Source organism: Staphylococcus edaphicus (assembly GCF_002614725.1).
Taxonomy (GTDB): domain Bacteria; phylum Bacillota; class Bacilli; order Staphylococcales; family Staphylococcaceae; genus Staphylococcus; species Staphylococcus edaphicus.
The window spans coordinates 82048-101127 of the sequence record NZ_MRZN01000005.1 but is presented as its reverse complement, the minus strand read 5'-3'; the positions used below and the strand labels follow the sequence as shown (position 1 = coordinate 101127).

At 31.2% G+C, this 19080-nt stretch carries 14 protein-coding genes and 1 pseudogene; 8 read left to right on the top strand and 7 right to left on the bottom strand.

Annotated elements, in window-relative coordinates:
* A complete protein-coding gene (locus BTJ66_RS05015) occupies window positions 1-768 on the top strand; it encodes a thiazole synthase (RefSeq protein ID WP_099089871.1) in 768 nt (255 codons plus the stop codon).
* Entirely contained in the window at window positions 765-1766 is a 1002-nt protein-coding gene (locus BTJ66_RS05010; protein ID WP_099089870.1) for a ThiF family adenylyltransferase, read from the top strand. The genes BTJ66_RS05015 and BTJ66_RS05010 overlap by 4 nt, the downstream gene beginning before the upstream one ends.
* A gap of 278 nt (window positions 1767-2044) precedes the next feature.
* Here the strand turns inward: BTJ66_RS05010 and BTJ66_RS05005 are convergent, their stop codons facing one another.
* On the bottom strand, window positions 2045-2386 hold the full coding sequence (locus tag BTJ66_RS05005) for a winged helix-turn-helix transcriptional regulator (RefSeq protein ID WP_238597591.1): 342 nt from the start codon (window positions 2384-2386) through the stop codon (window positions 2045-2047).
* Window positions 2387-2492: 106 nt separating this feature from the next.
* Between BTJ66_RS05005 and BTJ66_RS05000 the strand changes: the two genes are divergently transcribed.
* On the top strand, window positions 2493-3152 hold the full coding sequence (locus BTJ66_RS05000) for an MBL fold metallo-hydrolase (RefSeq protein ID WP_099089869.1): 660 nt from the start codon (window positions 2493-2495) through the stop codon (window positions 3150-3152).
* A 3-nt stretch (window positions 3153-3155) separates the two neighbouring features.
* On the top strand, window positions 3156-3932 hold the full coding sequence (locus BTJ66_RS04995) for a carbon-nitrogen family hydrolase (RefSeq protein WP_099089906.1): 777 nt from the start codon (window positions 3156-3158) through the stop codon (window positions 3930-3932).
* 431 nt (window positions 3933-4363) lie between these two features.
* Here the strand turns inward: BTJ66_RS04995 and BTJ66_RS04990 are convergent, their stop codons facing one another.
* The 4 genes from BTJ66_RS04990 to BTJ66_RS04975 all read right to left on the bottom strand — a co-directional run bounded on the left by BTJ66_RS04990 (window position 4364) and on the right by BTJ66_RS04975 (window position 11459).
* The gene (locus BTJ66_RS04990; protein ID WP_099089868.1) at window positions 4364-7519 is read right to left on the bottom strand and encodes a DEAD/DEAH box helicase; all 3156 of its coding nucleotides are present in this window, start codon (window positions 7517-7519) and stop codon (window positions 4364-4366) included.
* Between the two features lie 244 nt (window positions 7520-7763).
* Complete coding sequence (gene dcm, locus BTJ66_RS04985) at window positions 7764-9002, bottom strand: DNA (cytosine-5-)-methyltransferase (protein WP_099089867.1); 1239 nt, start codon at window positions 9000-9002, stop codon at window positions 7764-7766.
* 104 nt (window positions 9003-9106) lie between these two features.
* Window positions 9107-10576 (bottom strand): Sau3AI family type II restriction endonuclease, encoded by a 1470-nt coding sequence (locus BTJ66_RS04980; RefSeq protein WP_099089866.1) that lies wholly within the window; start codon window positions 10574-10576, stop codon window positions 9107-9109.
* A 157-nt stretch (window positions 10577-10733) separates the two neighbouring features.
* Entirely contained in the window at window positions 10734-11459 is a 726-nt protein-coding gene (locus BTJ66_RS04975; RefSeq protein WP_161940543.1) for an HNH endonuclease, read from the bottom strand.
* Window positions 11460-11961: 502 nt separating this feature from the next.
* On the opposite strand from BTJ66_RS04975, the gene thrS reads away from it, so the two are divergent.
* Entirely contained in the window at window positions 11962-13875 is a 1914-nt protein-coding gene (gene thrS / locus BTJ66_RS04970) for a threonine--tRNA ligase (protein WP_099089864.1), read from the top strand.
* Between the two features lie 665 nt (window positions 13876-14540).
* Here thrS and BTJ66_RS04965 read toward each other — a convergent pair.
* Window positions 14541-15569: an NADP-dependent oxidoreductase gene (locus BTJ66_RS04965; protein WP_099089863.1), complete on the bottom strand. Its 1029-nt coding sequence runs from the start codon at window positions 15567-15569 to the stop codon at window positions 14541-14543.
* Window positions 15570-15617: 48 nt separating this feature from the next.
* Here BTJ66_RS04965 and BTJ66_RS04960 point away from each other — a divergent pair, with 48 nt between their 5' ends.
* Entirely contained in the window at window positions 15618-16172 is a 555-nt protein-coding gene (locus BTJ66_RS04960; RefSeq protein ID WP_099089862.1) for a TetR/AcrR family transcriptional regulator, read from the top strand.
* A gap of 35 nt (window positions 16173-16207) precedes the next feature.
* On the opposite strand, the gene BTJ66_RS04955 is transcribed toward BTJ66_RS04960, so the two are convergent.
* Window positions 16208-17050, bottom strand: coding sequence for an alpha/beta fold hydrolase (locus BTJ66_RS04955; protein WP_099089861.1), 843 nt, complete (start codon window positions 17048-17050; stop codon window positions 16208-16210).
* 236 nt (window positions 17051-17286) lie between these two features.
* Here BTJ66_RS04955 and BTJ66_RS04950 point away from each other — a divergent pair.
* Together BTJ66_RS04950 and BTJ66_RS04945 are read left to right on the top strand one after the other, a co-directional pair.
* A pseudogene (locus BTJ66_RS04950) lies at window positions 17287-17523 on the top strand (carboxymuconolactone decarboxylase family protein); the annotation flags it as partial.
* Window positions 17524-17704: 181 nt separating this feature from the next.
* Window positions 17705-18790, top strand: coding sequence for an acyltransferase (locus tag BTJ66_RS04945; RefSeq protein ID WP_202971255.1), 1086 nt, complete (start codon window positions 17705-17707; stop codon window positions 18788-18790).
* Window positions 18791-19080: the final 290 nt, after the last annotated feature.

The following is a 19080-nucleotide window of genomic DNA, read 5'->3' as shown; positions in this document are numbered from 1 at the left end:
ATGTTTAACATTGGTGACTTTGAATTAAACGCGAGATTATTATTAGGTACAGGTAAGTTTGACAACGAAACGATACAAACAAAAGCGATTGAAACGTCTGAAACTGAAGTATTAACCTTTGCAGTCAGACGCATGAATTTATACGACAAAGCGCTTCCTAACCCATTAGCAAAAGTTGATTTATCAAAATTTATTACTTTTCCAAATACGGCAGGTGCAAAAACAGCAGAGGAAGCAGTCCATATCGCCAAAATTGCTAACCATGCGGGCGTATGTGACATGATTAAAGTCGAAGTTATCGGTGATGATGAAACGCTATTGCCTGACCCATTAGAAACATATGAAGCTTGTGACATTTTATTAAAACAAGGCTATACCGTTTGTCCATATGTATCTAATGACGTGGTATTAGCCAAACGTTTAGAAGATTTAGGCGTACATGCGATTATGCCTTTAGCATCACCAATTGGCACAGGGCGCGGCATCAATAATCCATTGAATTTACGCTATATTATTGAACGCGCAAACGTACCTATTATTGTAGATGCAGGAATAGGTTCACCTAAAGACGCCTGCCACGCTATGGAACTTGGTGCAGATGCTGTGTTGCTTAATACAGCGATTTCTAGTGCCAAGGACCCTGTAAAGATGGCTGAAGCAATGAAGTTGGGTATTAATGCAGGCAGACTAAGTTATGAAGCTGGTCGTATTCCAGTTAAATATACTGCTCAAGCATCTAGTCCACAAGAAGGCATCGGATTTCTATGAATGAACGTTATAGCCGCCAAATTCGTTACAATGCGTTTAGCGAATACGGGCAAGAACAACTACAGAAACTTCATGTGATGATTATGGGCGTCGGCGCATTAGGAAGTCATAGTGCAGAAATGTTGGTCCGTATGGGTGTTGGCCGATTAACCGTAATTGATATGGATATCGTTGATGAATCAAACCTGCATAGACAAGCGACCTATGATGAGTCTGATGTAGCGCATATGCTTCCGAAAGTAGAAGCCTTAAAAGCACATCTCAATTTAATTAATAGCAATGTAGCAATTACAGCTTTAAATCAAGAACTCACAACTTCCAATATTGAAGCTATTTTATATGAACAACAACCCGACATCGTGTTGGATGGAATGGATCATTTTGAGATTAGATTTCTAATTAATGAAATATGCTACAAATGTAATGTACCGTGGATTTATGGTGCAGCCGTTGGGAGTAAAGGTACCGTCTTTGGTATAGATTATCAAGGACCTTGTTTAAAATGTATGTTACGTGTCATACCAACGACAGGAGAAAGTTGTTCTATTAATGGCGTCTTACCCCCAAACGTATCGCAAGTCGCAAACATGCAAGTGTCAGAGCTCATTCGATGGGTCGCTGGCGACGGCTTTTCTCAAAAAATAATGACCTTCGATTGCTTTAATTTAAAATTTAATACATTTAACGCAGAGAATTTGAAGGATACCCAATGTCCTATATGTGTTCATCATAACTATGAGCTACTCAATACACAGCAGAAACAATCTGTTGAAGCACTTTGTGGAGATGTATTTTTGTTTCGGCTGGGCACTAAAATCTTTGAACTTGTAGACTATCTACCGCTAAATGTAACGAAAAGTAATCATTTTGTGAAATTAGCTAATTACGGAGATTATACGATGACCATTTTTAAAGATGGACGTACACACGTATACGGTATTGAAGACCACAAACAAGCAGAAACGATTTATCATCAACTCTTGAAAGCTATAAAATAGCACCATTGTATAGTTTGTGCGTCGTTAATATATTTTTGTATAGCAAGTTGTGTGTGTCTGATAATAGTCGCATCTATACATGCTATCTATTTTTGGTTGACTGACCAAAATGATATGAGCTTCTATAGATGTGATTTTTTATGCCACGCTGAAATTATACTTTCCCTTGTGTCATGTGTGCGATTTATTTTAACAAAATATAATGCGTAACTAAAATACTTATCTACTGTTATCAGAAAACTATTATCACACGGTTATTTTCCTTACAAAGTTAATATCTATGAACTTGTATTTATAATTTGAGTCATTTCTTGAATCATTGGGTAGATAGTCTTCCCTTTTGGTGTTAATGCGTATTTAACCTTATTTTGATAGTCATCCATTTCTTCCCTTTGTACAATTTGTAGTGAAATTAAATCATTCAGTTGTTCTGTTAATGTTTTTCTGCTTATTCCTGGTATATCTCTATGTAGCGCATTATAAAAATGAGGTTCATGATAAAGTGCGCTGATAATGATACCTTTCCATTTCCCACCTAATGCCCGAAGAATGGTTTCAATCGGACATCCACGTTGAATCACTGCATTACAATTACCATACTTGATTGCTGTATGCATCATGGTTTCCCTCCTATAATCAACCAGTTACTTATTTGTGCCTTCTTGTGATAGCAATAATCCTATTTTACACTTTTATCATATCAAATCTTACAAAGGAGTGGGGAAATTGGAACTAAAACAAATATCAACTCATATTTATAAATTAACTGTAGAAACTACAGTCGGTATTCCAATTATTATCAACACATGGTATGTCGTGAATGGAGATAATGTATATATTATCGATACAGGAATGGCATCCTATACTGATATGCAAATTAAAACAGCTCAACTACTTGGTACACCTCAAGCAATATTTTTAACACATGGGCACTTAGATCATATAAACGGCGCAAATAGCATAACGGAAGCACTCAATATTCCGATGTATGCGCACGAACTTGAATTACCCTATATTGACGGCGTATTACCTTATCCAAATAAAAATGAAGTTGAAACAACTCGTGTTGCACATAAAGTACAACCACTGAACCCATCATTAAATATGCCTTTCACTTACTATTTAACACCCGGTCATGCACCAGGACATGTGATTTACTATCACAATGAAGACGATGTATTGATTTGTGGAGATTTATTTATCTCGAATTCCGAAACATTACATCCGCCAATAAATAAATTCACTTATGATATGACACAAAATATTAATAACGGAAGCATCATTGATAAAGTTAAACCTAAATTAATTACCACTTCACATGGTCATGACATTGTCTATTCAGAAGACATTTATCCACTATATAAATTTAAATATGAGGAGCAGTAAATGATGAAAATTCAAATATTCCAATTTGAAATTGTAGAAGCCAATTTTGACAATAATAAAAATAAAATAAAACGCTTATTTAAGGAGAATTATACTGATGCAGATGTCGTTGTCATACCCGAAATGTGGAACAATGGCTATGCATTAAGTCAATTAGCAAACAAAGCTGACATCAATCTAGAAAACAGCTATCCCTTTATTCAGAAGCTTGCAGAATCATACAATACAAATATTATAGCTGGATCTGTTTCAAATTATAAAAATGATGGTATTTACAACACCGCCTTTTCGGTAGCCAATGACGGTACACTCATCAATACCACAGATAAAATTCATTTAGTACCAATGCTTGATGAACATAAATTTTTAAAAGGCGGTACAAATAAGCCTAACGTTTTTGAAGTAAATGGTGTCCCTGCAACACAAGTTATATGTTATGACTTGCGTTACCCTGAAATTACTAGGGCATCTATCAAGTCTGGCGCCCAAATTGTGTTTGTTGTCGCCCAGTGGACAACTAAAAACTTGCACCACTGGCGTACATTACTTCAAGCACGTGCAATCGAAAATAATTGTTACGTCATTGCTTGTAATAGCGTGGGTAAAGTCAATCACAAAAACCACCAATCTAACACCTACGCTGGACATTCAATGATTGTCACGCCAGATGGCAACATTTTAATCGAAGCTCAAGCTGAAGCAGCAGTTTTAGCAACAGAAATTGATGTCAGTGCCATTGAAAAACAAAGAAAAGCCATACCGACATTAAATGATGTTTAATTTTATCTAATGTATAAATATGAAAATGTTTTTATTCTCACAAATTAGTGAAATTTCACTTCTCATTATCGGTTTATAATTGGATTTTTGAAAATATATTTGAATTATAGATAAGTTTTATCTATTACTTTTTAATGCGACTAGTTAAAATTATATATTTAATCTATCAATATCAACTATAATTGCACATTCTATAGTATAAACAAAAAGCACTTTCAAGGTATTGAGCTTGAAAGTGTTTTTAATCTCTTTTTTAATTTAATTAATTATATGTTTTTCTTCAAACTCCTTAGAGCTTAATTTAAATAGCTATTTTGTGTATAAATAAAAAATTTTTGTTACAGTAACTATTCTTAATAAAAATACCTACAATATAGCTCCCATATAAGCTCGCACATTCGATGATTTGATTATTAGCACTCCAAATCACATTATTGATCTACGTTCTTTTCTTTATTTATAATTTCATAAAATGGCTTTGTCTGTATTCTTCGCAGGTCACCTATAACATAGAATTCTTTTTTAGCCCTTGTAACTGCTACATTTAATAAGTTGGGTTTCTCACATGACCAATTCACAGCACCATCTTGAGTGTTGTCAGTACCTACTACAAAGTATACTTTATGTGCTTCTTTTCCTTGAAAAGTATGAACCGTACCTATAGATTTATTAACCCAGTTATTGATTCTCTCACGTTCAACATTAATCTTAGTGGGTAATTGGGATTTCACTAAACGTCTTATTTGTTGTTGTACTGCTGAAAATGGCGATATCACGAATGAATTGGGTTCTATCTGGTTAGCTTTTATTGCTTTATTCCAATCATTAACAACTAGTTCTAGCAATTTTTCACCATGTTCTTTCACATATTGTTTTTGAGTTGAAGTTCCAATTACATTATGCCACCCTATCCTACCAATTTCTTCAACATTACTAGGTAGTACCATTTTATTATTATAAGCAATTTGATTAGCTACTGTGAACATAGGGTTTAAACACCGTCTATGCACCCAGAGTGGAATGCCTATCCAGATTTTTTGACTTTTCCCTGTAACATCCTTTTTCCAGTAACCATAATAATTAGCATGATCTGCAACAGATTGAACGGAGGCTTCTTTTGATACCAAACGTTCTGGTACATTATAATTTTTACGTATGTTATCTATTAAATGACTTTCTAGTGTAACAACAGGTTCTATTTGAATTGGATCTCCTACAACTGTAACTTTTTTAGACCGATATAAAGCTCCAACAGCTGCTTGAGGAACTGCTTGTCCCGCTTCATCTATGAATAAATAATCGATAAAATCTTTGGGGATGCCTTGATACATAGCTTTAAAGCTCGCAAATGTCGTACTCACAATTGGAAATATCAAATGTATGACATTCCATGCGTTATATACTAACTCAGGCTTTGTATCTATCAATTTGCGTCTATCTTTAAAATCTTTGATGGCATGATAAACTGATGTATTATTAGCAATCAATAACAGTTTATGCAACATCATTGCTCTTAAAAATAACATTGCTCGTCTATACTGCAACTCATCACTCGTCCATAAATTAGAAATTTGTCGCTCATCATAATTAGTCTTACTCCAAAAGTCTTTGGAAGGAATTGTAATATTTGATTCATTACGAAATGCTTCGAAAACTTGTACTTTATGATTAACGTCTTCTACTTCTTTTTGAATTTTTAATAGCTTATTATTTAATGACTCTTGTTTTTCATTATTACTATCAATGTCATCTTGTTTAGCCATTTTAGCTTTCTCTAAATCCAACTTTTGTGTTAATAACTGTTGCCTTTCTTTATTATATTTCTGAAATTGTTCATCTTCTTCTGCACTAAACATGGCTTTTAGTTTATTAACCAATCCTTTGTTACGTTCTTTTATAGATTGGAGTAAGTCATTGATGACATCTAATTGGTTGTCATGATGATTAATTTGTTTATCTATACCTATTAATGCTTCATTGCCTTTATCTATTTCATTTTTAATTTTTTGTATATTATTTTTTACTGTTTGTTTTTCAGCTTTGAGTGAATTTTCTTTATTTATAGCTTGTTCATAGTCTTTATACACTTCGAATGCTTTAATAGATTCCTTTTTTAACTTCTCTACATTTTTAAGCTCTTCTAAAAATAGTTCTTTTTGAGTTTTCCATTCTTTCATTAATTCTTGCACACTAAAATTATTATTCTCATTTTGCAGCATTTTAGCAAAATCAATAGCATCTTTATCTTGTTTTAGAAGATGATGTAGAACTTCATTAATATTTTTACTTTTACCAAATACACCTGAAAACAGCCCCCATGCGTCTTCACCAATCAAATCTCCAGCTATTTCAGCAAAACTGTCTAACTCTTGCGCTAACCCTGCATAATCTTTTTCATATTCTGGAAATGCGCAATGTTCAGGCTCTCTAATAATCTCTTCTAATTTCGGCAAATCTTTAGAAATATTCTCAACCGCTCCATTATTACTCGAAGCAACAACCATCTTGTATTTTGAAATAGCTTCTTTTAAAAGGTAAACCTCTTTCTCATCTGTTTCATGTAATTTTTGGGGGTTAAACGCACTTTTAGGATTTTCAAGCTTAGCTAATTCTTTACCTCTTTCAACTACAATGTGTGCAAATACCTCTTTTAATAACGTTGTCTTACCCGTTCCAGGCGGTCCATTGACTGAACTAATCTTTTTATCACTACTCGTTATTTGATTTACAGCAACTTGTTGCATGAGCGATAGTCTGAATTCTGTCTGTGAAGGCCAACGTCCATCAGGTAGTTGTGACGGATGTAAAAATTGCTCGATAAGTTCTTTGTTTTCATCAACTTCTATTCGTTGATCTTCCTCTAGTCCTTCTATATAGTCTACTAATGTCTGATTTGGGCCATTCTTTGCCATTTCAATATCACTTATAAAGAAACTGTTAAATTCTGGTCGAGGTAACTCATTGTTTTTCACAAATTCTATAGCTATATAATGTCGAAATAATCCATTGTTTTTTGAATTTAAAACTGAAAAATACTTATCATAAGCTTTATCCATTTTTTCCAATTTTTGTTCATTAATAGGTTCATCCGCTACAATTTCATTAACCTTCTGTAGAAATTTTTCAACTGAGTCATTGAACTGCGCTTCTATATTTGCATTCTTGTCTCTTTCGATTTCTTTTAATGCGCTCATAATCATTGGAATATGTAAGGAATCTGCTATAACTTTACCATTTTCATCTGTATTAAAGGTATATCCATAACAATGTGTTGTATTAGGATTATAAATCTCTAAATGACTATCAAAAATATCTTGAATTTTCAGATTAATTTCTTTATAACGAAAGCAATTCCTATAAAATTTGAAGATTCTTTTGCCTTTTACTTTCTTTTCGTTTGAAATGATAAAGCGCTTATCCATCCATATATCAAAATATTCATTAAAACTTTGAAGTTGCTTTTGCTTACTTTCATTTCTAAAATGATTAGCTGACAAAGTGTCTTCAGTTGTATAAGTCACTTCTCCAGGACTTAAAGATTCTAATAATAACCATGCTGACAATGTATCCTTTACCAAATGCCCCATCATAACCCACCTTGAGTATATTAATTTTTTTACTTAACACTATTTTAACAAATGAATTAATAACATTAATAGTTTTTTAAAATTTCAAAAATTACTTTTTACTAATATAATTGAAATTATCATAAATCGCAAAATTTTTTTAGTGATTATATAAGTAGCTTTAGTATATCTACGAGGCAGTTAATTAAAAAAATTCAGTAGCGATTGATACGCTACTGAATAGTATTAAATGCATAATATTATTTTAAAACAGTTTCAACTGACTGAAAGAATCCTTGGTCATATGTTCTATTTTCTCTATTTGATTACCTATTCTAGTTATAATAGGAACAACTAAGGCATTACCCATACAGAAAAACCTCATCCTATCTGGCATGGTGTCTGTCCAATTATCAGGAAATCCATTCAATCTTTCCGCTTCAATTGGTGTTAATGTACGATAAGTGTTATTAATATTCAAAAAGTGCGTGCTTCTATTTACAGAAGCTTCACTTGTTAACATTGTTCTAGCTGGTAAATCGAGCGCGTCTGTTTCTGACATACCACCTTCTGAAAAGTAGTATTCATGACCTTCTTTTGTTGTTCGCTTAATCTTCTTAGGACCTCGTAAGTATCGAAATTTTTCGATTTGATCAGAGTTTAATGAATAGCTGTCCCCAACATTATCTTCTATTATATCATTTAATGTTAATGCATTTTCATATTTCGGTATCGTGTCAATAGTCAGGACTTTGCCATCTCTCATAATACCACTATTGTAAAAATGGAACTTAAAATTATCTGACACTTCAACTATATCACTTGAAAGTGTTGTTTGTGCTACTCTGTTTTTATTAGGCTCATTTTCAATAGGAAACGCTTGTGCAAACATTCCATTTTTGTAAATGATATCTTCAAGATTTTCTTTACTCATCTCATTACTGTAATCTAAATCATGTTTATACCCAAAAATAAATACTCTTCTTCGTCTTTGTGCGTTGCCGTAATCAGCAGCATTTATTACTCTCCATTCAACCACATATCCTAACTCACTTAGAGTTGATAACATGACCGCAAAGTCTCTGCCTCTTTGATTTGATGGTGATTTAAGTAAGCGATCTACATTCTCTAACAATAAATATTTGGGATACGTATTCTGAACAAATCGTATAATTTGCCAAAATAATACACCTTTCTTTCCTTGAATTCCAAGTTCACCGTTTAAGGTTCGAGCAACGGAATAGTCTTGACACGGAAAACCTCCAACAATCATATCAGCATTGGTATCTGCCATTTCTTTATCTGATATTTCTCCTATATCTCTATTCACATGTTCTCCAGTGTCAAACCGCTTATTATAACAGTCAAAAGCATGTTGCACTTTACGTGAAGGCTCCCACTGATTTGCCCAAGTGACATCAAAAATTCTATTTTTTGTTTGTTCTAAACCTAAACGAAACCCGCCAACTCCAGCAAATAGCTCTACTACTTTAATATCATCCATTAGGCGACCTCCTAAAATTACTTGTTAACCATTATACCACAAAAGCGAACGATCGTTCTATATTTATGTCATAATTAAACATTGTAAATTATAACATAGATTGATTAAAGTAATTCTTCAACTTGCTTTTTAATATAATCATTATTAATCCAAAAACATTGCTTAGTCATCCACTCATTTGAATAATCAGCACTTTCTGGTTTATTAATCCATTTAGCTGGGGTTGGTAATTTATCAGCATACCGCCCTTTTTCACTGTAATCTCTTTGTTGCTCATGCGGCCTTACATGACAAATTAAATTATCAGACTTACTTATAAAATTATTGTTTATTCTCCAACCATCTTTAGTTCCTTTATCTGGAACAGCTTCTAAAGTAACACCCTTATTAATTTTATCTACTGTGTCTTCCCACATTTTATATACAGGGCCTTCTATATCTTCCTCTGGCATACTAAAGAACTTAATGCCTTTAAAAACATCTATTTTATTCTCAGCCTTTACTACAAAAAATAAAAATCTTGTCTCTAATAAAAAATTATGCCACTGTGCACTTGGTAGACCGTCTTCATCAATCCATTGTTCATTAGCTAATTCTTCAAATTTAAAAGCTCCAAACGACATACTTTCTTTATTTCTATTATTTTCATCAAATTTAATAGTCTTCACGACTATCGAGGACTTTTCAAACTCTTCCACTTCAGGAAATGGTTTGCTTTTAGTTATTTTCCCTTTCAAATTTAAAATGGCAGATGCAAGTCTATAATTTAAATTATATGCCCCTTTTTTGATATTAAAATGTTCACATAATTCATCGATTGACCATCCAATATAAGGTTGAAATTTTTCTATTACGATATCTTCTATTGTTTTTGTTTTTATTTCAAACTTGTCTTTGATGATAGAGTCTATTTGCTCATCACCTAATACATATTTTCTTAATAATGAAGTCATATATCCTGACTTGAATGAAAATGCTCTTTGTTTTGCCTTTATATCTGAAAATGGCTGTGTTCTAACAGACTTAGCCGATGCACCTTTTGTACATGGTGATAAATAATTTGTTAAACCTTCGCTTAATTCATGCGCTTTACCATTATTTATGTAATCATGAATGATTTCCCAGTCTTGCCTAATAATTTCATAATCCACAGGGTTGTGCTTCATTTCATATAATATCGCTTCTTTTATAAGCCATTCATCCTGTTTAAGTTCTTTATCATGTTCATAAAAAGCTAGTTCAATCGTGCCATTTTTGTACAAAAAGCTGCTTTGTTCAAATTGTTCTTTAGCTACTTTTTCATAATTTATTATATTTAATACTAATCTTTCCTTTGAACTATATTGTCCATTTTTTAATTTTTTTATAGGCGTTGCTTTTAATTCAACTCCAGCTTCTTCCATATCTGGCCTACTATCACTATCTTTTTGTTTACCAAACCATGTCTCAAATGCATCCCCTGCAGAACTTTTTGTACCAGAAATTAGTATGCCATCATTGAGTTCTATTAACCTTTTCCCCACCGCTTCCTTAGCTCTATTATGAACCTGTTGCTTTGTTTTATATTCGGTCACAATACCCCTCCACCACTATATATTTGCATTTAATAAAATACTTATTGATTTCAAAACATTTAATAGTACTCAAATTGGAAAAATAATAATCCATAAAATTTCGAGATGTACAAATCTTTGTTAATAGACATTCTTTAGATATAACATAATTAGATTGTTAAAATTTATTCGCTTTTCTATGTTCTTTCAAATACTTTTTATCTGGAATATTTTCAGATGGAATGCTGAATTTTAAATCAGTATCAATACCGTTTTTATTGAAATCCAATACTTTTGTAAATAATACATTATAACTATCGGAAATACTAATTTTTCCTTTATCAAATAATTTGTCATGTAGCACACATAAAATAATTCCATTACTAAGATCTATTTTCTCTTTTTGATTAGAGTTACTCCACGGTTTTATATGACTAGCAACTAGTAAGTCTGTATCTGTAATGTTACATAAAGCGCACTTATTGTCATAATTTTCCAGTAATTTCTTTCTCCATTTTGCTTGTCCAATCCTTAATTTCCCAATTTTCAATACATTCTTACCATCATTTTTCGTAAATTCAGAAAATGGTATTTTAATATCCTCTAAATCAACATTTCTAATTTCTTCATGCAAATCGTTAATATCTATGTTTTCTATTTCTTTTAAAATTTCTTTTTGAATATTTTTACTATTATCTCCATATAAAATACCTTTTGTGGAACTATCGTACCCATAAACTTGAAGAACATTCCATGACTCCCATCCATTTTTTCTCTTACCAAGAACAATTTCCTCTATTGTTCTTGTACTTTCACCTAATACTACATGTCTGTAGATAATTTCCGAACGTATTTTCATATCTAATGATTCTACAAAATTAACCATACTCTTTTTAACAGTCATCACAATCCTCCAGCCCCAATAATTAACAAGCCATACCATAAATAAAAATCACTATACACTCATTTGAAAAATTATAAACAAATTGTTTTTGTGCAATATTACAATTTAATTTCATTAAAATGATTACTATGATTTTAACATATAAAAGCATAAATATAGGATTGTTAAAATCCCATAAATTTAGAATATATTGCAATTACTAATAAACTCATTTATGATGATAAGTAATTTAAAATGTTAATCGGAGAAAAAGAAAAAGTATTTAATTAAAAATAGGGAATAGAGGTCATCGGCTGAAAGCTTCTATAATCATAAATACTTTACTACTTTGGAGATATGTATGAAAATACATCGTTTAATGACATGTTACGTTGTTCACTGAGCCCTAATTGGTTAACAAATCAGTTAGGGGAATTTGGGTGGTACCACGAGACTGCGCTCGTCCCTATATCTATTAGGGATAAGCGCAGTTTTTTTATTAAAAAATAAAGGAGTGTTATCAATGTTTGTAGATAATGTGAATATTAAATTATCAAATAATAATGAATTGGAGGTGCCCCAAGAAACAACATTACTTCATGTTGCTAAAAATATTGGTAGCTCTTTCTCTAAAAAAGCTGTCCTAGCATATGTTAACGGTGAATTAAAGGAACTCACTTATAAGATTAAAGAAGATAGTAAAGTTGAATTTATGACTTTTGATGATAAAAATGCTGAAAAATCAATGAGGTATACATTATCATTTTTGTTAGGATATATCATTCAACAACAATTCGAAGGAATCGAAATTGCTGATATAGGTGTTTCTAATACAGATTTTTATTGTGACTTTAAAACAGCTAAAAGAAATCTCAATAGAGATGATTTGAAACTGATAAACAAGTCACTAAATAAACTTATCAAATCTAATCCAACATTAACAATTTTAGAAGTATCAAAAGAAGAAGCACAAGAAGTTTTGGCAGATAAAAAATACATGAAATATCATGTTGAAAGCAATGAAGATAATATTGTTAGAATAGCTGGATTTGGTAATTATAAATCATTAATTAGTTATCCTCTTATTATTAATTTATCAAAACTACAAAACTACAAACTTAAAAACATTTCTTCTACTAATTGGCTAAGAGATGTAAACAACGAATCCTTACAGCGTATATCAGGTGTAGCTTTTTCTAGTGAGAAATCCTTAAAAGAGCATGAAGAATTTCTTGAAAAATACGAAAATATTAATCATAGAAGAATAGGTAAAGAACTCAATTTGTTTACATTTTCTGATTATGCACCTGGTATGCCTTTTTATAAACACAATGGCCAAATTATACGTCTTGAACTTCAAAACCTTCTAAGAAAACTACAATTTGAAGAAGATTATGAAGAAGTTTATACACCGTTTATAATGAATGAATCATTGTGGAAGAATAGTGGTCATTGGGAGCACTATAAAGATAATATGTATTTTACAGAAGTAGATGATATAAAATATTCATTGAAACCTATGAATTGTCCAGGTCATATGCTCATTTATAAAAATGAGCATCATTCATATAGAGATTTACCTATTCGCATGGCTGAATTTGGACAAGTACATCGACATGAATTAAGTGGCTCTTTAAATGGTTTGTTCAGAGTAAGAACTTTTAATCAAGATGATGCTCACATATATGTAAGTAAAAGCCAAATAGAAAGTGAAATTCTTAATGTACTTAATTTAATTGATAAGGTATATACAATCTTTGGGTTTGATTACAGTATTGAATTATCTACACGGCCAGACGATTACATGGGAGATCTAAGTTTATGGGATTTTGCTGAAACATCACTTGAAAATGTTTTAAACTATAACAAGTTAAAGTATACAATTAATAAAAAAGACGGCGCATTCTATGGTCCTAAAATAGATATCCATATAAATGATGCTTTGGGAAGAAGTCATCAATGTGGAACAATCCAACTTGATTTCCAGATGCCTGAAAAATTTGATTTAAATTATATTAATGAATATAACGAGAAAGCAAGACCTGTAGTAATTCATCGCGCAATCTATGGATCTATCGATCGCTTTTTAGGTATTTTACTCGAACATTTTGGTGGTAATTTACCTTTATGGTTAGCACCAAAGCAAGTTAATATTATACCAGTAAACAATAAAATACATTTAGCTCATGTAGAACAAGTTAAAAAGAAATTAAAAACTCATCGAATAAGAGTTACTGTAGATAGTAGCGAAGAAAAAATGAGTTATAAAATTAGACAATCTCAAATTAAAAAAGTGCCTTATACAATTGTTGTCGGAGATAACGAAGTAAAAAACGATAGACTTTCTATTCGAAAACATGGTGAAAATAAAGAGCAAATACTTGCTGTTGCAGATTTTATAGAAAAGCTTATAAAAGAAAAGAACGTATTATACTAATGTGTTAAAGCCCTTCATCAATGTGTGAAGGGCTTTTTAAGCTAATAATGTAAATTTATCGAATTCATTAATTGATAAAAATATTTTGCTTTATGTGCCTTATTTAACTTAAACTTTGATTCCAGTGTATGTGAAATTTGTTTTGCAGTAAGATTTTTGTTTGAGCTCAACATCCATAGAATAGCTAGTACATTACCTAATTTAGACATAAAGAGGACCTTGTAAATAAACCGATTTAAATGCCTATATTTTTATCCGCATCACTTGTGATACGCTTCCCCCTGTTACTGATATTGCTAAAATTTTAAAAAGGACAACCTGAGCTTTGGCTCATGCATAAGTCCCACTATCTCAATAAATTGAGAAGTGGGACTTTAATTTTCATTTCAGTCGTCTGCTGAGAATATGATGTGAGGCTTAGCAAAATCAACTATGTAGCAATCTCTTATATCAGAAAATAAGCAACTCCTAAACTATCAAATACAGCAAATTCTTTTCGTCTGATTTAAAACTTTCAAAATTAATAAATCTCAGTTATCCCTATTCACAGTTGAATGTGTTCATAGATAATTCCGTATACCAGTAATGTCTTCTTTTAGCACTCTATATGCATATCATTTTTCAGACTTATAAATTGATTTGACGCATATTGATAATTGTCATGTTTATTCGCTCGTAGCGTCCTCCATATCATCAAATTGCAATAAAACTTTACCATTTGTATGATGATTAAATACATAATCTAGCGCCTCATTCACCTCGTTTACTGTAAATATTTTTGAATCAATATCTGGAATAATGTTTTCTCTTTCTATCATTTGAGTTAGTGTGCTTAATTGATTACCATCAGCTCGTACATAAACAAATCGATAGTTGATACCTTTAGAATGTGCTTTTTTATCGAATTTTTTACCGGCTAAAGAGAATAATATAGTTTTTAATTTTGAATACCCATTTTTTTCAGCAAAATGCTTATTTGGTGAGTTTATTAAACTTACTAACGTTCCTCCATGCTTGATAACAGATAGTTCTTTATCGAATTCATGTGGTCCTAATGTATCGATAATATAATCTACGTCAGTTAGCACGTCCCAATAATTTTCTTGTTTATAGTCAAGATATTGATCGACTCCTTTAGCGATAAATTGCTCTTTTAATCTTGGACTACCGGAAACAATGACTTTAAGCCCTAACGACTTTGCTATAGGTACTGCCATTTGTCCAAAACTTCCAGATCCCCCTGGAATAAATAATGTTTTACCAGGTTCTATATTAAGTTCCTCGGTTAGTGCTTGATAAGCCGTTAAACCTGTCAATGCTGCTGCAGCACCCGTTTTGAAATTTAAATTATTGGATAATTTTGAAATGTATTTTGCATCAACTGTAACATAATCAGCAAAAGCACCTATTTTTTCAACTGGCAACCGTGTATACACAGCATCACCAATAGAGAAGTTTTTTATACCACTGCCTATCTTTGAGATTTTACCTGTAAGTTCGTTACCAAGTGTAAAAGGTTTTTGATAATCTTGAATTAAGCGTACTTTTCCAGAAATGGTTAAATTTTCTAATGGATTGATTGCAGCATAAGCAACTTGAATTAATACCTCATTGTCATTAACTTTGGGTATTGGAATTTCATTGACTTCTACACTTAAATTTTTATTGTATTTATTAAGCTGAATTGCTTTCATACTTTAACACCTCTTTATATTTTAATAAATTATGGTAGTATATTGATTATGGAAAAACATAAAATAACACGACGTTTAATAATTAATACTGCACATACATTGATTCAAGAAACTCAAAAATCTGAGATTTCACTTTCGAAAATTGCCTCTGCGCTTAACATCACGCATGCAGCAATATATAAACATTTTAAAGACAAACAAGATTTATGGATTGCTGTTTGTGCAGACTGGTTCCAAACATACATCATTAATAATATTGACATTAAAGATGACGCATATGATGACAACCAGTTGTGGCTACATGATTATATCTGGGCATTTGTTAACGCTAAAAAAAATGCTTACCAGTCAAATCAATTGATGTTTGAATTAAATACGTATTATGTTGAAAAAAACCCATTTATCCTTCAAAAAGTGTTAAAACCTTGTTTTATACGCATACAACAAAAAATGAATTATGATGACAGTAATTTATATAAACCCGAAATAATTTTATCGGCATTTTCAACATTTACACTCCCTATGTTTAAAGACACTTGGAGCTTACCAGACTATCACTTACGCTTTGAAATGACTTGGGATTTAATAAAGTACAATGTATAGAATAAGCGATGATTATTAATATCATTGCTTATTTTTTATTCATTTAAGAATAGATTTACATGCTGAGCAAAGCGTTTTGGATGTTGATGTAAGTGACCATGACCTGCTTCAGGATATATAATTAGTTGTGCATCAAGAATGTTTTCACTTAGAATAATGCTATTTTCTGTAGGTACCATAATGTCATTATCTCCATTAATTACTAATGTAGATTGCTGTAATTGATTAAGCTGATTTAATGCGTGTTCATGATCACTGCTTGACCATTTTTCAATAGCTGCCAATTGTGCATCACGCACTTGTAAAGTACTTTCAATCGTTTTTTGATTTAAGATGCGTTTTAATGAGGCAATACCTAAGGCTTTGCCATTTTCAGTGTTAGGATAGAATAAAAATAAGAATGTATTTATTACATCTTCTTGATTACCATCTTCTCTATACATTGCATCTTGTAATGCAGGATGTGTAGGTGATATACCGCCAGCTGCAGATGTTCCAGAAACAATCAGTTTACGAATGAGTTCAGGATGTTGAATTGTTAGCATTTGTGCAACCATACCGCCAATTGAAAACCCTAATAAATCTACTTGTTCATATCCTAATGCAGTAATAAATTGAAACTCGTTTTCTGACATTTCTTCAATTGTTGTTGGTGTCACACCATTTGTATAACCAACACCAGTATTATCAAATAAAATAACTGGACGTTCGCCTACGATATGTTCTAACATTGCAGGATCCCAATTTTCCATTGTTCCACGAAAATGTATTAGAAAAACAAGTGGAATGCCTTCTTTCTTCCCAAATTTTTTATATGCAAAATCTATATCTCCAACAGAAATATAGTTATTTTCACTAGGTAAAGTAAAACGAGTCATATTAGCGCTCCTTTTTAGTTACAATTTCAATATTTTGTAACTAAAAGATAGCACAATCCTTTAATTATTTCTATAATTACACATCACACATCTAAAATCGCTTTACGAGATGATACAATTACACATTAAAATATTGAAAAAGATTAGATGATGTAGCGCCTGGTTTAAGTAAGTACGTTACCGAATTTGCTTTTGGAGATATTTATTCAAGATAGGAATAAGATTATAGGAAACGTGCAATTAGTACAATATCTGCACTAGTCACACTTGGCACCAAACCACAGTTTGAATTAAACATTAATGTATCATTAACAGTTGGTTTAACATCTCAAGAAATTTCAGAAACTATTATGAATTTATTAACTTATGTAGGTTTTCCAAGAATATTAAATGCTTTAAAAATTGTTAAACGCGTCTACCAAGAACGTTACGGTTTTTATAATTCAAAATGTAACCAACCTTACTCCTTTTAGCATATTATTTTTCATTTTTAAATAATGCCTTTTACAACTTCTCCTAAATTTACATCTTATATTTAGACATAATTATTTAACTATATTTAATTAAATAATTTTCATTTTCACTACTAAATTAAATAATCTTTATGCTATAATAAATTGGTTTGTAATTATAATCTTTTTATGGGGGTACGTTTTGAAGTATATTGAAGAAATACCTATTATTAGGTCTATTGCAACGTTATTTATCGTATGTGTCCATCTATCTGTTTCATATACAAATAACGAAAACAGTTATAGTATGACCATCATTGCAGGATACCTTAGTCAAATTGGTCGGCTCGGGACGCCTGTGTTCGCAGTTATTAGTGCTTTTTTGTTAACACATTCTGTCTTAAAACGTGGTTTTGATTTAAACTATTTTGTAAAATCAAGATTCACCAAAATATTTATACCATACATAATTTGGACTACTGTCTATTTATATTACTTAGGTGTTGTGGAAGTAACCCTGGATAGTAATAAAAACTTTATTGGCTATTATTTATATGGCACTGGAAATTACCATTTATATTTTATATTAACCGTTCTTCAGTTTTATATTTTATTTCCAGTCTTACAAAAAATTAAAAAAGGTGTACCCTTATTGCTTACTTATGTGCTTTCGACAATACTCACTATTTTCTGGCAATTAAACTACGAACAACTCTCGATTGATATACCAGTTATAGGTACTTTTCTTATGAGTAGAGCATTTATTCTCAATTGGATTTCTTATTTTATTTTAGGAATCATTTTTGCCAAACATTATGAGGAGATAAACAATGGTATTAGAAAGTATAAAACTTTATTATTACCTTCTATTACAGCCATTTTTATCTCATTTTTAATATTTATTGATTTAAATCATTTTGTAACTTCATCCCACCCGATGTTTTTATTATATACACCGTTTTTCTTAGTATTTTTGATTTATTTTTATCTTCTTATTACAAAGCGTAAATCAATCATGCAAATACTAACTTTAATCGGTAATTACTCTATGGGAATTTATTTAGTTCATCCTTTAGTAAAATGGCTTGTAATGAAAATACCAATTTTTGATAATAGAGATAGTTTATTATTGTACGGGGTTTTATTTATTATTATTGTTATCATATCTGTATTAATCATTCATTTGCTTATTAAAATTCCGAATGGCAACTATATCGTTCCAGTGCCTAAAAAATCAAAATTTGTTAGTAATCAAACTAATAGCTTTAGTCGTAAAGCGACAAACTAACTTAACCAAATTCCTTAATGTCTTATTCCAAAAAAAGTGGCTATTATAAACTGATATACTTTCTTAAAAAGTAAACATTTTAAAAATGAAAACTTTGAAGACCAAAACCTAATCATTATTAACAGAGACCCCACACCTTTGACAACAATACCCATTAGTTATTCACGATGATATGGTTTCAGTCATTAATGAACTGCTGTTGATCTCATAAAATTCCAAATAAACTAATATGCTTGTATAGTTTAAAAAATAAAAGCGTATCTACATGTATAATTAACACGTAGATACGC

Bases quoted from the DNA above. Each gene is read 5' to 3' on its own strand.
- BTJ66_RS04975 (WP_161940543.1), bottom strand. From the start codon at position 11,459: ATGACTGTTAAAAAGAGTATGGTTAATTTTGTAGAATCATTAGATATG.
- thrS (WP_099089864.1), top strand. From the start codon at position 11,962: ATGTTTGTAGATAATGTGAATATTAAATTATCAAATAATAATGAATTG.
- BTJ66_RS05015 (WP_099089871.1), top strand. From the start codon at position 1: ATGTTTAACATTGGTGACTTTGAATTAAACGCGAGATTATTATTAGGT.
- BTJ66_RS04965 (WP_099089863.1), bottom strand. From the start codon at position 15,569: ATGAAAGCAATTCAGCTTAATAAATACAATAAAAATTTAAGTGTAGAA.
- BTJ66_RS04995 (WP_099089906.1), top strand. From the start codon at position 3,156: ATGAAAATTCAAATATTCCAATTTGAAATTGTAGAAGCCAATTTTGAC.
- BTJ66_RS04990 (WP_099089868.1), bottom strand. From the start codon at position 7,519: ATGGGGCATTTGGTAAAGGATACATTGTCAGCATGGTTATTATTAGAA.
- BTJ66_RS05005 (WP_238597591.1), bottom strand. From the start codon at position 2,386: ATGATGCATACAGCAATCAAGTATGGTAATTGTAATGCAGTGATTCAA.
- BTJ66_RS04955 (WP_099089861.1), bottom strand. From the start codon at position 17,050: ATGACTCGTTTTACTTTACCTAGTGAAAATAACTATATTTCTGTTGGA.
- dcm (WP_099089867.1), bottom strand. From the start codon at position 9,002: ATGGATGATATTAAAGTAGTAGAGCTATTTGCTGGAGTTGGCGGGTTT.
- BTJ66_RS04960 (WP_099089862.1), top strand. From the start codon at position 15,618: ATGGAAAAACATAAAATAACACGACGTTTAATAATTAATACTGCACAT.
- BTJ66_RS05010 (WP_099089870.1), top strand. From the start codon at position 765: ATGAATGAACGTTATAGCCGCCAAATTCGTTACAATGCGTTTAGCGAA.